Raw genomic sequence first — 16,206 nt, 5'->3', positions numbered from 1 at the left:
GGTCGCGGGTTCGAGTCCCGTCCACTCCGCCAACAAACAACGAAAGCCTGAATCGAAAGATTCAGGCTTTTTTTGTGTCTGAAATTCAGTGAAAAACAAAACATAGATTGTGCGGAGCGCTTATTCTTATGAGTTGTATTCAGTCGGTATGGACGCTAATTTAACCATCATGAATAAAAAGTTAGAAGTGCAGGGAACTTTAGTTCAAGGTAACTGGGCTTATAAAATTTTGAGTGATGATTGATAGTTAATCGTGATATGTTGATTCAATTACCAGAATGAGAGTCGAAAATGATAAACCATGAATTAATTGACAAACTATCAGCGCTTGCTGTGATGCCTGTGATCCAAATTGAAAATGCAGATGATGCTGTCAAATTGGTTGAAGTCTTATCTGAAAATGGATTAGCCGCCGCTGAAATTACCTTCCGTAGTGCGGCAGCGGCCGAATCAATTCGTCGTATTCGTAATGCGTTTCCAGATGTGATCTTATGTGCAGGGACGGTATTAACCATAGCACAAGTGGATGAAGCGGTTGCTGCCGGAGCCGATTTCATTATTAGCCCTGGCTTTAATCCGACCACGGTAAATTATTGCATTAAAAACGGTATTAAAATTATTCCAGGTATTAACAATCCGAGTCAAATTGAGCAAGCGCTAGAGCTTGGTATTAACGTTGTAAAGTTTTTCCCTGCAGAAGCATCGGGTGGCGTTAATATGGTTAAGGCGTTAGTCGGTCCATATAGCCAAATTAAACTTATGCCCACAGGTGGGATTAAACCAAGTAACGTATTGGATTATCTCGCTATACCTCAGGTTATCGCTTGCGGCGGTAGCTGGTTAGCAACGACGTCTGCAATCGCAGATAACGATTGGGATACGATTGCGAAAAATGTCCGTGATACTTGTCAATTAGTACAAAAAGTATAGGCCTTAATAAATAACCGCCCAATAAAAAGCCCAAGTTATATTGTTATATACCTGGGCTTCATTCTATCTTTCAATGCTTCTTATCAAACTGTGTTAGTCGGTTATCGAACGTGCGGATTGGTTCTTTTTTCATGACCGATAGTCGATGTTGGTCCGTGACCCGGAAAGAATACGGTTTCTTCTGGTAATGTCCACAGCTGGCCTTTAATCGCTGTCATCAGTGTATTAAAGCAACCTTGTGGGAAGTCAGTACGACCAACTGAGCCATTGAATAATACATCGCCAACAATCACTTGTTTCGTTGCTACGTGATTAAATACCACGTGCCCCGGTGTATGCCCTGGGGTATGTAGCGCGATTAATTCTTGATTGCCAAATGCAATAATATCGCCGTGTTCTAACCAGCGTTGTGGTTCAAACGGTGGTATTTGTGGAAAGCCAAACATTTGACCCTGCATGGGTAACTGGTCTAACCAAAACTTATCTGCAATATGTGGGCCTTCAATTGTTACGTTTAATGCAGCTGCAAGCGCTTCAGTACCGCCAACGTGATCAATATGAGCATGAGTTAGAAAGATCTTTTCTACTTCTACACCGTGTTGCTTTACTTGGCTAATAATCTTTTCAATGTCACCACCGGGATCAACAATCGCAGCTTTATTTGTTTCTGGGCAGATTAATAGACTGCAGTTTTGTTCAAAAGGCGTAACGGGAATGACTTTAACTTGCATTGCTTATCTCTCTTGGCTAGATAGTCGTGTTTGTTTAGCTATATATAGTTGCGCTAGTTTACCGATTTGCAAGGCAAGAGTATACGGTGTAAATTGTTACGTTGTTGTTAATTGATGATCTGGGTCAACACAGGTTTTATATTGCTGGTTATGATAACAAGCCTTATTTCTATTCTTTTAACGGAATTATTATGTATCCATTATTGCTGAAAGCGCATTTAGCTTTATTGTTGATTAGCTTGTTAAGTTTTGCATTACGTACATTTTGGGCGATTAAAGGTTCTGAATATATCAATAATGTGATCTTGTTTAAGATCCACAAGATGCTGAACTTAGTGCTGATCTTATCTGGTTTCGCGTTGTGTGTGACGATCAATCAATATCCATTTGTGGATGCTTGGGTAACCGAGAAATTGGTGCTGTTATTTGTTTATGTTGGTTTTGCGATGTTAGCGTTTAAGCCGCAGATGAATTTAAAAATACGCCAGTTCTGTATCGCAGTAAGCATGGTGTTTTTTGTTATTATCTTCTACATAGCGAAAACAAAAGTCGCATTGTTTATCTAAATATTGATAATCTTGCATAGACGAGTATGGCGATAAATTTGAATTATAAAAATGGCACTTTTAAAGTGCCATTTTTATTGCTTGGTTATTTTGTCTGTTATTTATAGCGAGGTTTTAACCTGCCGTTTAGCTAGGGCGTTCTTGGTGAATAAATAATGGCCTACTACAGCTGCCGATAATAACAACGCCAGTATCAGTAATGGCGTATTGCCATAACGATTAAAAGGGGTGGTGCCTTGATATGGCGTTACTTGTGCACGTAACACCGCTTTTTCGAATTGGGCTATCCGGCCCACTTCTTGTCCTTGGGCATCATAAATTGCAGTGATACCGGTATTGGTACTACGAATAACCGGGCGTTGAAATTCAAAGGCACGCATCCGGGCTATTTCTAAATGTTGATCGGGGCCAATTGAAGTCCCAAACCAAGCATCGTTACTCACGGTTAAAATGAAGTCGGTATCAGGCGTAACCGTCTTCACTAAGGTCTGGTTAAAGGCTATTTCATAACAAATCGCGGTGGCAATATGCAGGCCACTGGCTGCGAGGTTTAACTGTTGTTCACCACCACGTTGAAATGATGACATCGGCAAATTAAATAGCGGTGCAATCGGTCTTAGCAGATCTTCGAACGGCACGAACTCACCAATCGGTAATAGCTTATTCTTGTAATAACGGTCATTTACTGGAGAATGGTTCGTCTCTTGCTCGGGTTGACCGAGTACGATCACGGCATTGTAATACTCATCAATATCGTCAACACGTTGGTAATTAATGATCCCGGTGATAAGGGCGGTATTACTTTGGCGCATTAGCTCACTGACATAGTCTAAATAACGTTTAACTTGAAACTCCAATGCCGGGATCGCTGATTCTGGCCATATAATAATATCGGCATCGGTATTATCTAAACTCAGTGTTAAATATGTATTGAGAATTTCGGTACGTTTTTCTGGTAGCCACTTTTCAGCTTGATCGGTATTGCCCTGCACGAGAGCAATTGATTTTGATGCTTGTGGCATTGTCCATTGTTGGCCTTTTGATGCCATTGCCGAAAATACGATAACTGAAATAACGACTGCTGGCATGACGAATTTACGTTCGCGATAAACATAATACAAACTGGCGGTGAGCAAACAAACGGCAGCGGTAATACCCTCAACCCCGAGTATTGGCGCGTAGTTAACCAGTGGGGTATCCATCTGACTATAGCCAAATTGTAACCAAGGAAAACCTGTCATTACCCAACCGCGTAACCAGTCGGTGATTAACCAGATTGCCGGGAAGGCAATAAAGTAGCGCAATAAGCTTGAATGGGAGGCAAACCGATTAACCAGGTAAGCACAAAGCGCCGGATAAATAGCGAGGTAAGCACACAATAATACGACTAATAGCGCTGCAACAGGTACCGGTAACCCGCCAAAATCTAAGATGCTCACTGAAATCCAATGGAGGCCTGCGACAAAGAATCCGAGTCCCCACAAGAAACCATATCCGGCTGCGTGTTTTGCTGATTTATTGTCAATAACAAAGAGTAGGGCAAATAATGAAACGTATAAGCTAATGGTGTAATCAAATGGGGCAAAAGCAAACACGCTAAGCGCGCCAGCCAGTGGCGCGCCTATTTTATGGATCAGAGATTTGATAGGTTATTCCTTTGTAGCGATCTACAGCGACAAGCGGAGTAACCTGTCACCGAGACGGTTAAGCTGATTCCGCTAAGCGATTCTGTTGTGCTTCTGGTATCTTCACTTGTAGCTGAATGATACGACGGCGATCAGCTGAAATGACTTTAAATTGGAAGTCATCGACAGTAATTATCTCACCTTGCTCTGGTAAATGACCAAATGCATGCGCAATCATCCCCCCAATGGTATCCACTTCATCATCGTTAAAGGTTGATGAGAAGTAGTCATTGAAATCATCAATGGGTGTTAATGCTTGCACTGAGAACACACTTTTATTAATACGGCGAATATCTTCTTGTGCCGATTCATCTTCATCGAATTCGTCTTCAATATTACCGACGATCTCTTCTAAGATATCTTCAATGGTCACAAGGCCTGACACACCACCAAATTCATCAACCACAACGGCCATATGATAGCGTTTAGAACGAAACTCTTTAAGGAGTTTATCAACCCGTTTACTTTCTGGTACAACAACTGCTGGGCGTAAAACAGAAGATAGCTCAAAGCTATCTGGCGCGCCAGTAAACACAAATTTAAGCAGATCTTTGGCTAACAAAATCCCTTCGATATGATCTTTATCTTCATTGACAACTGGGAAGCGCGAGTGCGCAGAGTCAATCATGATAGGTAAAAACTCTTCGACGCTTTGACTCTTATCGATAGTAATCATCTGTGAGCGTGGGATCATAATGTCGCGTACTTTCAGTCCTGAGACTTCGAGCACACCTTCAATCATATCCTTGGTGTCTTGATCGATCAGTTCGCGATTTCCTGCATCCTGAATGACTTCTACAAGCTCTTCTCTGTTTTTCGGCTCACCTTGGAATAATTGAGAAATTTTTTCAAAAAAACCTTTTTTTGATGAACCGTTTGTCGAGTGAGGTTTGCCGTCGTTCATAGTTTGTTGTACCTAAGTTATGTTATGTTAATGGTATTAATACTACTTTTCAGTAATATAGGGGTCTTCAAATTCTAGCTCTAGCATGATTTCGGTTTCCAGGCCTTCCATCTCTTCGGCTTCTTCATCGATAATATGATCATAGCCGAGTAAATGTAAAGTTCCATGAATAACCATGTGCGCCCAATGTGCGGTCAGTGGTTTTTGTTGCTCTTTTGCTTCGTGTTCGACCACTTGCTTGCAGATGATTAAATCACCAAGCAGGTCTAATTCAATGCCTTCAGGTACTTCAAATGGAAACGACAGTACGTTGGTGGGTTTGTCTTTACCACGGTAATCGTTATTCAATTGTTGGCTTTCTGCATTATCAACGATACGGATCGTTACTTCAGCACTGTCTTGAAAGCGTTTAACGACTGAATGGAGCCAAGTAGCTAGCTGTGCTTCGGTTGGTAATTGCTGTTCATCTTCCGTCGCAATTTGTAAATCTAACGTGGTATTCATTGGTCTTTATCCTTACGGGCAATGCCATTTTCAAAGTGTTCATAGGCATCGATAATTTTTGCAACAACAGGATGGCGAACCACATCATTGGATATGAAAACGTTAAAACTAATGTCTGTTATTGGCTTTAGCACATCCATTGCATGGCGCAAACCAGATGTGATGTGCTTAGGTAAATCCACTTGGGTAATATCGCCAGTAATCACCGCTTTGGAGTTAAAACCAATACGGGTTAAAAACATTTTCATTTGTTCAATGGTGGTATTTTGCCCTTCATCTAAGATAATAAACGCATCATTGAGTGTGCGACCACGCATATAGGCAAGTGGTGCAATTTCTATGACCTTGCGCTCAATTAAACGTTCCACTTTTTCAAAACCAAGCATCTCAAATAACGCATCATAAAGTGGGCGTAAATAAGGATCTACTTTTTGACTTAAATCACCGGGTAGAAAACCTAATTTCTCGCCGGCTTCAACCGCTGGGCGTGTTAATAGAATACGACGCACCTCTTGACGCTCTAAGGCATCAACGGCTGCGGCGACGGCTAAATAAGTTTTACCGGTACCAGCAGGCCCAATACCAAAGGTAATATCATGGGTTAAAATATTAGCAATGTAATTGGCTTGATTGTCACCGCGCGGTTTAATGATACCGCGTTTGGTTTTAATCACAGTATTAAAACTGGCAATTGGGGGTGTTGGTGTTGGTTCAAGTAATCGACATGCTTGTATCGCAAGGTGAACTTTTTCTGGGTCAATGTCGATTACTTGGCCTTTAACAGCTTGGGTCTCAACATAAAGTTCACGAAGAATATCCATACAACTGTGCGCATTAACTGGATTACCAGTAATATGGAATTGATTATTTTGATAAGTAATATCGACGTCTAAACGACGTTCAAGTTGTTTAAGATTGTCATCAAATGGGCCACATAAATGAGCGAGTCGGGCTCCGTCTGCGGGTTCTAAGAATATATCGAGTGTTGTCGTCTTTTTATTCAAAGTCATCTCATTAGGCAGAGCCATTAAGGATCATTAATGGCTCTTAGTCTATCTCTTATGGGTTGAACTTAGCAACACCTAGCTCATTAGGTTGATTGGTCGCTCGCGCCAAAATTTCGCTTGGTTTAACGGCACTACGTAGACCCATCTCATTTTCACCGCGGATGAACACACCACGAATAGAGTTAGGGAATACATCCACAATGTCTACATCGACAAAGGTACCAATGAGGTCTGGCGAGCCTTCGAAGTTAACAACACGGTTGTTTTCGGTACGGCCAGTCAGTTCCATGATGTTTTTCTTCGATGGACCTTCAACTAAAATACGTTGTGTGGTATTCACCATATCGCGGCCAATTTTTTGTGACATTTGGCTAATACGTGTTTGTAGAATTTTTAAACGTTCTTTCTTTTCTTCTAGCGTTACATCATCCGGTAAATCTGCAGCAGGTGTACCTGGACGTGCGCTGTAGATAAAGCTAAAGCTAATATCGTATTCAATGTCTTCAATCAGTTTCATGGTATCCGCAAAATCTTGTTTGCTTTCACCTGGGAACCCGATAATGAAATCTGAACTCATCACCAGACCCGGACGGGCTTTACGCAGTTTACGGATTAATGATTTGTATTCTAACGTTGTGTGGGCACGTTTCATCAAGGTTAAGATACGATCTGAACCTGACTGTACTGGCAGGTGTAAGTGTGATACCAGCTCCGGTGTGTCTTTGTATACTTCGATAATATCGCTAGTAAACTCAATTGGGTGACTGGTGGTATAACGGATACGGTCGATACCATCAATGGCAGCCACATAACGTAATAAATCAGCGAATGAGCATATATCACCGTCATGCATTTCGCCACGGAAAGCGTTGGCGTTCTGACCAAGTAGATTTACTTCACGTACACCTTGTTCTGCCAGTTGGGCAATTTCGTATAAAACATCATCAAGTGGACGGCTGACTTCTTCACCACGGGTATAGGGTACAACGCAGAATGAGCAGTATTTTGAGCAGCCTTCCATGATTGACACGAATGCTGATACCCCGTCGGCACGCGGCTCTGGTAAACGATCAAATTTTTCGATTTCAGGGAAACTGACATCCACAAGGCCTTTTTTACCGGCTTGAGCAGCGACGATCATTTCTGGTAAGCGGTGTAAAGTCTGTGGGCCAAATACTAAGTTTACAATGGGGGCACGTTTTTGAATCTCAGCACCTTCTTGTGATGCTACGCAGCCACCCACACCAATGATTAATTTCGGATTGCGTTTCTTGAGCTTTTTCCAGCGACCCAGTTGGTGGAATACTTTTTCTTGTGCTTTTTCTCTGATAGAACAGGTGTTTAATAGAAGAACATCCGCTTCCTCTGGGTTGTCAGTCAGTTCAAAACCATTTTCGGCATTTAACAAATCTGCCATTTTTGATGAATCGTATTCGTTCATCTGGCAGCCCCAGGTTTTAATGTGCAGTTTTTTACTCATTATCCACGTTGCTCTTTATTATTTATTGCTATATTCGGGTTGTGTGAAAACACACAGAAGATCGCGTATTCTACTGCCTTAATAGCCTGTTGACTAGACGTGATCACTGCTTCTATGCATAAATTTACTGTAATTTTCATTGCACAAAGCAATCATTTCGACGTAAAGCTTGGTAGAATTCTGATTCAGATAAGAATTTATCCTTAAATGGTTCAGGAAGCACGATGCAGGAATTTGATGTAATTATTGTTGGTGGTGGGATGGTCGGTGCGAGTACCGCTAATTTACTCGCCCCTTCGGGACTTAAAATTGCGGTAATTGAAGCGCAAATGCCATCTCCTTTTTCATTTGAGCAGCCAATGGATCTGCGTGTATCAGCGATCAGTTTGGCCTCTCAGCAGTTACTTGTTGCGACAGGTGCTTGGGCTAACATCAGTGAAATGCGTCTGTGCCCTTATCGTCGTTTAGAAACCTGGGATCAAGGTGGCTGCGAAATCAAATTCCATGCTAACGATATTGGTTACGACAAGTTAGGTTACATCATTGAAAACCGGGTGATCCAATTAGGTTTGCTCGAAGCCATGAAACGCCACCACAATGTCCAGTTAATGTGTCCTGAGAAAGTAGCGACATTAGAGCAATACAGTGACTACGCTGAAATCAGGTTAACATCTGGCACTAAATTACGCGCTAAGTTAGTGCTGGCCGCCGATGGTGCCAACTCGATTATTCGTCAGCAGAGTAATATTGGTATTAGCAGTTGGGATTACCGTCAAAGTTGCATGTTAATTAATATTGATACTGACCAAGCCCAACAAGACGTGACTTGGCAGGAGTTTTCACCGACGGGGCCAATGGCGTTATTACCGTTACCTGGGCATAAATCCTCGTTGGTTTGGTATCATCAAACCGCGCACATCAACTATTTAAGTAAATTGTCTAATGCGGAACTTAAAGTGGAAGTACAACAACATTTTCCCGATCTGATTGGTGGATTTGAGATCACTAACCATGGTTCATTCCCTCTGACACGACGTCATGCGCAGCAATATTATAAAGGCCGCGTGGTACTGCTCGGTGATGCCGCACATACCATTAATCCATTAGCGGGGCAGGGCGTTAATATCGGTTTTAAAGATGTAAATGTATTATGCGAGCTAATTAGAAGTGCGGTGATTGAAGGTGAAGTCTGGGACAGTGAAGCATTATTAAAACAATACCAACGCAGCAGAAAGCCAGATAACCTATTAATGCAAACCAGTATGGATCTGTTCTATTCGGTATTCAGTAATAATTCAGTCCCAGCAAAGGTGTTACGTAATCTTGGGCTGGCTGTCGCACAGCGCGCCGGACCATTAAAGCGTCAGGCGCTACGTTATGCGATCGGATTGGGTTAATTAAAGCTATAATTTGTAACCTAAAGAGATAATAAGTGATGAAATGTATAATCATCACTTATTCTTTTTCTTTCTTGATTATTTATATCTTCAATGATTTCACCATACTTAAGCTTGGCTGTATTGACTTGATATTGTATACCTATATCGAAATTATCAGAGATTGAATACTTCCCACCTAAACTGGCAATATAACCAAAACCGGAGCCTTCTACTTCCATCGGCAATATCCCTTCCTCAGATTCAGTACGTTGTATGTTGTAACTTACTCCAAGAGTCGAAACTGTTTTTATGGAGCACTAAGCCGCTTTTGATAACCAAAGTAAATACTTTAGTTATCAAATAATATTGCCAGTATATGCGTACTTTCTACGGAAAAACTATAATTATGCTCATTGACTATATTGGTATAACAGCGGGTTCTATACAAATCAGCGTCGAGATATTTCCCGTAGACATTCTGATTGATAATCGAGATATGCTTCGATGATGAACTCGCAGGGTATTTTAATCATGGGCAACCGAAACTAATATTTATAAAAACTTATTGTTAAAATTATTAAATTAAATTCAATATAAAATCATATGTATATTAAATATAATTCCCGTTTAAAATAATAAAAACACACTATGTTGTTAAAATGTTATCTGTATTAGTAAATCGGTGAGTTATTCATTATATTATTACTTGTTTTCCATGTTTTAACTGTAATTAATAAAAGTAGATCTATCCGGTGTTGTGGAGAAATAAGTTGGATAAAATATTATAATCAATAGACTGCCTCAGCCTAACTAAGAACAAACTGAGCAGGGGATGGGCTGTGTGGTTTGTTTTATATGTAAATCAAGGTTTTATTGTTTTCTTGGTATGCTATAAAATATAGTTTGTAAGTAAATTGTTAGTCTGTTCGTCTTAATCAAATAACCATAAGTATCTTAATGTTATTTTATAATGATAAGTTAATTATATTTTACATTCGGCTCGTCCGTTATTCTCTCTTTTATCTTCCCTCGTAAATCATCTTATTAGGACATAATAATCATGTCCCATTTATATTTTAATTTTCTGTTTGTCGTCTGCTCTGAATTTAACCATATAAAATTAAACTTTTTCATATTCTCTGTCGCTATATAAGAAAGTCGGGCGAATTACGTTGTTACCATCGTCATTAAATTTCCTGACATAACAATATTCTGCTAGTGCATGGGAAAATTAATTATTAAATAAAGGAGTACTTATGGTTAATGGTATGTTAAAGAAATCGATTTTAACTTTGGCTATTTTATCGCAGTCGGTTATGGCTGTAGAAAATATATATAGTGAGGAGTTTGATAAGAAGATCGTTAATTTTGGGCCTGTCGCTGATATGGTTCGGTCTGTTACGGATCTGCAAGGGCCGAGTTATTTTTTACTGACCAGTAAAAATGAGCGAAGTGCTATATTTGAGGCGCAGTTAACAACCCTTTCTCTCGCCAAGGTTAAAATGGCGGATGGTAATATTTATAATCGTATTATTTTACCTGATGCTGGCAGTTCGGCGCAACCTGGCCATCCTAATTTAACTGGCTATCGTCAGATGGTGCGTATTCCTGATGGCGTACAGCTGGAGCTTGTGATTGATGACGTGATTTGGTCTGAGTCATTTCCTGATATGACAATTGAACCTGTGCAATTGCCGATCCCGGATGTAGTGACTGCTGACGGTGAACGACCTGGGCAGCATATGCCTTTTGTGAAGGATGAAACTGTTTATAATTTGGCTATAGATGCCGTTGAAGAGCCGATTCGGATTATTGAAACTGTACGTGTCCGTGGAAAAAACTATGCCGTTATTTCCTATCGTCCCACTGATTTTAGCCCGATAGATAAGTCAGTTAGATTTGCCACTAAAGTTAAATTTCATCTGAATTTTTTTTATTCAGACAACGTTGGCAGCAAGCCTAAACGTCATGATCCGTTACAGCCTAAAAGTACAGATAAAGGTTCAACTATCGATTTGCGTACTGACAGAGAGTTCGCTGTTGATGCTTTACCTGCTCCAGATGCAGTAAAGAATGATGCAGCCCTTACGCCGGCTCAGGCTGCTGATTATCTGATCATCACGGCAGATCGTTTTCAAGAAACTGTTGCACCTTTAGCTGCTTGGAAACGTAAAATGGGTTACAAGGTCCATGTCGCATCACTTTTAGAAACGGGCAGTACACAGGAAGAAATCAAAGAATATATTAAAGATGCTTATCAAAATGGCACTATGACCTCATATGTGCTCCTTGTTGGTGATCATGAAGATGTTCCGAGCTGGGAAGTTATTGGACATCCTTACCATGGTCAGGATCATGTTTGGCATACCGATTTTGATTATTCGTTGGTTGATGGGACTGACGCATTGCCAGATCTTGTCATCGGACGTTTCCCTGGCGATACGGTCGAGCAGATTACGACTATGGTCAATCGTACTCTCAATTATGCAAAGAATCCGGTAGATTCAGACCGATATGGACATGTGCTGTTGGCTGGGCAGTTCCAAGACCATAATCGCGATAATAAAGGCGATCGCATGTTTATGGAAGATCTGCAACGGATCGCGGATTTCCTTGGCCCTGATTTTGATTTCTTTGCGGGTTTAGGTGACTTGTTTAATAAAGGTTATACGGTCCATACTGCTCTAAAATGGGATGCTGACCTGAACAATGAATTGAAATATGGCGGTTGGTCTTACGGTAGCGCTAGAATTACGCCGCCGACAGTCGTACCGCAAGTATGGAAAGATCAAGGTAGTGGTAACCGGGTACAGATTGCAGAAGCGATCAATGAAGGCGTTGGACTTGTTGTGCATCGTGATCATGGGTATGCGGGCGGTTCTGGTTGGGCAGATCCTGAGTTTACCAGCGGGGATGTTAATGGGTTAACTAATGGTGATTTTGCGCCTGTGGTGTTTAGCTTAAACTGTGCGACGGGCTGGTTTGATGGCAAAGACACATTTGCTGAATCTTGGATGCGCAACGCCAACGGAGGAGCGGTCGGATTTACCGGCGCTGCGCGAGTCAGTTATTCAGGCTATAACGATAATTTTCACGTGGGTATTATGGACAGTTTCTGGGACGATTATGATGGCACCTGGTCTAGCGACATATATCCTGTGTCGTGGCTACCAGCAATGGCACTGAACCGAGCGAAAGAACGATTATATAGTCATTATGGGCAATCTGGTTACGCGAAGATGACAGCGCGTTTCTTTAACTGGTTTGGTGATCCGTCAATGGAAATGCGTACTGTCCGTCCGCAAAGCCTGACTGTTACTCATCCGGCCAATTTATCTGCGGGAAATGAATCTTCTTTCTCTGTGGTAGTTCGTAGTGGTGATGTACTACTTGAAGGTGCACGAGTTGCGTTAGTGACTACTTCGGGTGAATCGCATGTGGTGGAAACCGATAACAATGGCCGCGCTACTTTTGAGTTTGCGCCGAGTAAAACCATGAGCGTAACCGTGACTGAGCACAACGCGATTCCTTATGAAGGCAAGATTGTTATTGCCAGCGAAGGCCCTAAAGCCGTCATTCAGCCTAACAAGGTGATTAATGCTGGCTCATGGTTCTATTTAGATGGTCGAGAATCTGTTGTTACTGAAGGTGTTCTACGCTATCAGTGGACACAGATATCAGGTAACAAGGTTGTAATTAATCAAGCGAACGATAGCAGGGCATGGGTTGATACCTCTGATTCTATCAGTCAGGACGAAACGCTAGTATTTAAGTTGATGGTGACAAATGAATCGGGTGAGAGTGCTTTTGCTACCCATTCTGTATTGGTTAAAGCTTCGGCTACTACGGCGGTTAAAGATAATCAAGCGCCTGTGGCACGTGTCGGAGCAGATCAGAAAATAGCGGTCAGAACGTGGGCTATTTTAGATGGTCGTAGATCAACCGATGTAGATGGTTCTATTGTTAGTTATCAATGGACTCAGATATCGGGCCCAACGGTTAGAATTGCTCGTCCAACAGACCGTTATGCTTATGCATTGGCACCGCAAGATACTGCTACCCTGACCTTCAAACTGACAGTGACTGATGATAAGGGGATGACAGGTTCAGCTATACATACGATTGTTGTCAATGATCCAAATGCGATAGCGAAGCCAATTCCAGTTGCTAATGTAGCACCAGTGGCACTTATTAGTGGTTCGGCTGAGAAGACAATATTTCTTCGTAAGTGGGTAAGTCTGGATGGTCGTCAATCACGTGATGCCGATGGTTCTATCGTTAGTTATCAGTGGACTCAGGTATCGGGACCGAAAATAGTAATTGACCGTCCAAATGACACTAATACTTATGTTATCGCACCTTATAAGACTGGCAATGTGAAAGTCAAACTAACGGTGACAGATAATAAAGGAAAGTCAGGTTCAACAATTATTACTCTGATAGTTAATGATTCCAATATTACAGTGAGTCAGTCAAGTAAAAACGACAACTTGGCGCCAGTTGCACATGTTGGTGAAGATCAACAAGCATCATATCACCAGTGGGTAGTGTTGGATGGTCGTAAATCAACAGATACCGATGGCTCGATCGTCAGTTATCAATGGACTCAGATCGCAGGATCGAAAGTGCGGATTGACCATGCGAATAAAAACTACGCTTATGCTGTTACTCCGCTAGCCGATACCACATTAAAGTTCCAGTTGACGGTTACAGATGACAAAGGTAAAACTAGTTCATCAATTAGCACTGTAGTCGTGAGTAAAGGTAACTAACCAATAGATTGTATCTTTGGAGTTGTCGATATCAAAAATGCCGATCATTATGATCGGCATTTTATTTTATTTTAGTTTAAATTCTTTCACTTTCAGGAGTAGTTCGGTTGAGTGGTTTAATAGCTCTTGGCTGATACTGCTTGCATGTGTTGCGACTACCGTCGTTTCATCCGAGTGCAGGGCAATAGTTTCGATGTTGCGCTGAATATCTGTGGTTAGCGCTTGCTGCGTAATTGATGATTCGGTGACTGAATCATTGAGCTGATTGATCGCCTGCATTTCCCGTGCTATTTCATTTAACATGTCTGCTAATTGCGATACTTTGATCGCGCCTTCCGCCGCTGTTACTTTGGCGGTATCCATTGCCGCAAACGAGCTGTTTGATGTTTCAATCAATAAGCTGACAATGGTTTGTATTTCTTTGGTTGAGTTGTTGGTCTTAATCGCTAATGCCCGTACTTCTTCTGCTACGACTGCAAAACCGCGACCGCTTTCACCTGCGCGTGCGGCTTCGATGGCGGCATTTAGCGCGAGTAGATTTGTCTGCTCTGAAATTGAATTAATCACACCTAAAATTTTCGTCACGTTATTGGTTTGCTCACCCAGTTGATGCATTTTATCGACCACGTGATCAAGTTGTGTGGTCAGCATGCTGATTTCATCAATTGTTGCACTGGCTAAGGCATTGCCTTTATCCGTTTGTAGTGTCGCTTGTGTTGATGCTGCCGTCGTCATACTGGCTTTGGCCTTAATATCCTCAACCTGAGTCTGCATGATGGCGATACTGGCGTTAATTGTGGCCGCTTCTTGTTTCTGTTGATGTGCTGAGTTATAGGTTTGCGTTGACGCGGTACTCAGTTTTGTCGAAATATCTTCTAATTGTTCTGCGGTATTGAGTACATGTGTAAGGCTGTAATGAAAATTACTCATCATGTAATTAAAGGCGGTGACCATTCGGCCTATTTCATCCTGGTTTTTCACTTCAATGAGGGTGGTCACATCTTGAGTATCACTGGCGAGTTCCATGCTATCGGTCAGTTCGCTGATGGGTTTTAGGATGAGTTTACGAATGATGAATAATGTTAGCAGCAAGCCTGCCAATAATACCACGGCTAAGATCGCGGTTGAGCGTAAAATGTTTTGTTGTACTTGTTGATAGAAGTGGGTCAGGGAGTATTCAAGTCTGACCGCACCCAACACATCGCCTTCTTTGGCATTGTGGCAAGCTGTGCAATCCGTACCGCGGTAATTCTTTGAGGCGATAAGTGGTTTGGTGATTAATAAGGTTTCGCCCTGTAGCGTGCTAATGACTTGGGTGATCTCTTCACCTGCAAGTGCACGGCGGTCAAAATCATCTTTGATTCGTTCGCTGGCTAATCCTGGACCATAAAGTTGATTAACCTTATCGCCTCTGACGACGCGGATATCGGTAATGTTATCATTCTCTAGCATTTTGTGACGTAAGGTTTCACGTTGGCCAATGCTGCCTGTTAGCATCATGGTATTTAAACTGTCGAAATAAGTATCGGCTTGTTCATGTGCTTGCTGTTCTAAAATAGATAATACCAAGGCTGTTTCTTGCTTACTTTGTGATAACGCAGAAATAGCGAGGATCAGGATAAATAAACTGCTTAGTGCGAGGTTTATTTTTTTAGCTATAGAGACATTTTTTAACATTGTTTCTTCCCATCTGAAACCAACCAAAAATAGATCAAGCACTTACTGAACGCTATTGGTCTTTTAATTCTACTGTTATTAGTAGGGTTAATCGTAACAAATTAATGTTGGTACAAATAGGATATCGGCCGAAAGAGGTATTTTTTTAGTGTTAAATGTGAACAATATGTTATTTAAGCAGGATGTAAGGATATGATTAAGTGGTGGTGACATTACACGCATTAAAATTTGCATAGTGAGAACATTAAAATTTAAAATGCTGAAATTAGAAATTAGAAATTAGAAATTAGAAATTAGAAATTAGAAATTAGAAATTAGAAATTAGAAATTAGAAATTAGAAATTAGAGGAGGTATTAATGGGGAAGAATAATTTAGAAAAAGTGGCAGGGATATGAGGATTTGAACCTCAGAATCCCGAGATCAAAACCCGGTGCCTTACCGCTTGGCGATATCCCTACAAATCTTTCTACAGCATTGCTGTATTGTGTAATAAAACATGGTGCGGAAGGAGAGACTTGAACTCTCACACTTTGCAATACTAGAACCTAAATCTAGCGCGTCTACCAATTC

12 protein-coding genes and 1 tRNA gene are annotated in these 16,206 nt (G+C 41.4%); 4 read left to right on the top strand and 9 right to left on the bottom strand.

Features of this window, described 5'->3' with window-relative positions; genetic code table 11:
• Positions 1-291 precede the first annotated feature (291 nt).
• A complete protein-coding gene (locus tag HRT96_RS21500; RefSeq protein ID WP_293160676.1) occupies positions 292-930 on the top strand; it encodes a bifunctional 4-hydroxy-2-oxoglutarate aldolase/2-dehydro-3-deoxy-phosphogluconate aldolase in 639 nt (212 codons plus the stop codon).
• 101 nt (positions 931-1,031) lie between these two features.
• On the opposite strand, the gene HRT96_RS21495 is transcribed toward HRT96_RS21500, so the two are convergent.
• Positions 1,032-1,661, bottom strand: coding sequence for an MBL fold metallo-hydrolase (locus HRT96_RS21495; protein ID WP_293160674.1), 630 nt, complete (start codon positions 1,659-1,661; stop codon positions 1,032-1,034).
• 191 nt (positions 1,662-1,852) lie between these two features.
• On the opposite strand from HRT96_RS21495, the gene HRT96_RS21490 reads away from it, so the two are divergent.
• The gene (locus HRT96_RS21490) at positions 1,853-2,227 is read left to right on the top strand and encodes a SirB2 family protein (protein WP_293160672.1); all 375 of its coding nucleotides are present in this window, start codon (positions 1,853-1,855) and stop codon (positions 2,225-2,227) included.
• 101 nt (positions 2,228-2,328) lie between these two features.
• Here HRT96_RS21490 and lnt read toward each other — a convergent pair whose 3' ends face one another.
• From lnt to miaB, 5 genes are all read right to left on the bottom strand, one after another.
• Positions 2,329-3,840, bottom strand: a complete 1,512-nt coding sequence (lnt, locus tag HRT96_RS21485; RefSeq protein ID WP_293160680.1) for an apolipoprotein N-acyltransferase — start codon at positions 3,838-3,840, stop codon at positions 2,329-2,331.
• Positions 3,841-3,931: 91 nt separating this feature from the next.
• Complete coding sequence (corC, locus tag HRT96_RS21480) at positions 3,932-4,816, bottom strand: CNNM family magnesium/cobalt transport protein CorC (protein WP_293131317.1); 885 nt, start codon at positions 4,814-4,816, stop codon at positions 3,932-3,934.
• 42 nt (positions 4,817-4,858) lie between these two features.
• Complete coding sequence (ybeY, locus tag HRT96_RS21475; protein ID WP_293160670.1) at positions 4,859-5,320, bottom strand: rRNA maturation RNase YbeY; 462 nt, start codon at positions 5,318-5,320, stop codon at positions 4,859-4,861.
• Positions 5,317-6,324, bottom strand: a complete 1,008-nt coding sequence (locus HRT96_RS21470) for a PhoH family protein (RefSeq protein ID WP_293160678.1) — start codon at positions 6,322-6,324, stop codon at positions 5,317-5,319. Before HRT96_RS21470 ends, ybeY begins: the two co-directional genes overlap by 4 nt.
• 55 nt (positions 6,325-6,379) lie before the next feature.
• A complete protein-coding gene (gene miaB / locus HRT96_RS21465) occupies positions 6,380-7,807 on the bottom strand; it encodes a tRNA (N6-isopentenyl adenosine(37)-C2)-methylthiotransferase MiaB (protein ID WP_293160668.1) in 1,428 nt (475 codons plus the stop codon).
• Positions 7,808-8,031: 224 nt separating this feature from the next.
• On the opposite strand from miaB, the gene HRT96_RS21460 reads away from it, so the two are divergent.
• Positions 8,032-9,204 (top strand): FAD-dependent oxidoreductase, encoded by a 1,173-nt coding sequence (locus tag HRT96_RS21460; protein WP_293160666.1) that lies wholly within the window; start codon positions 8,032-8,034, stop codon positions 9,202-9,204.
• Positions 9,205-9,224: 20 nt separating this feature from the next.
• On the opposite strand, the gene HRT96_RS21455 is transcribed toward HRT96_RS21460, so the two are convergent.
• Positions 9,225-9,425, bottom strand: a complete 201-nt coding sequence (locus HRT96_RS21455; RefSeq protein ID WP_293160664.1) for a hypothetical protein — start codon at positions 9,423-9,425, stop codon at positions 9,225-9,227.
• A gap of 1,017 nt (positions 9,426-10,442) precedes the next feature.
• Here HRT96_RS21455 and HRT96_RS21450 point away from each other — a divergent pair.
• Positions 10,443-13,958 carry a C25 family cysteine peptidase gene (locus tag HRT96_RS21450; protein WP_293160662.1) on the top strand — a complete coding sequence of 1,172 codons (3,516 nt, stop codon included), beginning with the start codon at positions 10,443-10,445 and terminating at the stop codon, positions 13,956-13,958.
• Between the two features lie 66 nt (positions 13,959-14,024).
• Here the strand turns inward: HRT96_RS21450 and HRT96_RS21445 are convergent, their stop codons facing one another.
• Positions 14,025-15,635, bottom strand: coding sequence for a HAMP domain-containing methyl-accepting chemotaxis protein (locus HRT96_RS21445; RefSeq protein ID WP_293160660.1), 1,611 nt, complete (start codon positions 15,633-15,635; stop codon positions 14,025-14,027).
• 382 nt (positions 15,636-16,017) lie between these two features.
• Positions 16,018-16,092 (bottom strand) — tRNA-Gln (locus HRT96_RS21440).
• Positions 16,093-16,206 lie beyond the last annotated feature (114 nt).

The organism is Moritella sp. (assembly GCF_013215705.1).
Taxonomy (GTDB): domain Bacteria; phylum Pseudomonadota; class Gammaproteobacteria; order Enterobacterales; family Moritellaceae; genus Moritella.
This window is presented reverse-complemented; position numbering and strand designations above follow the sequence as displayed.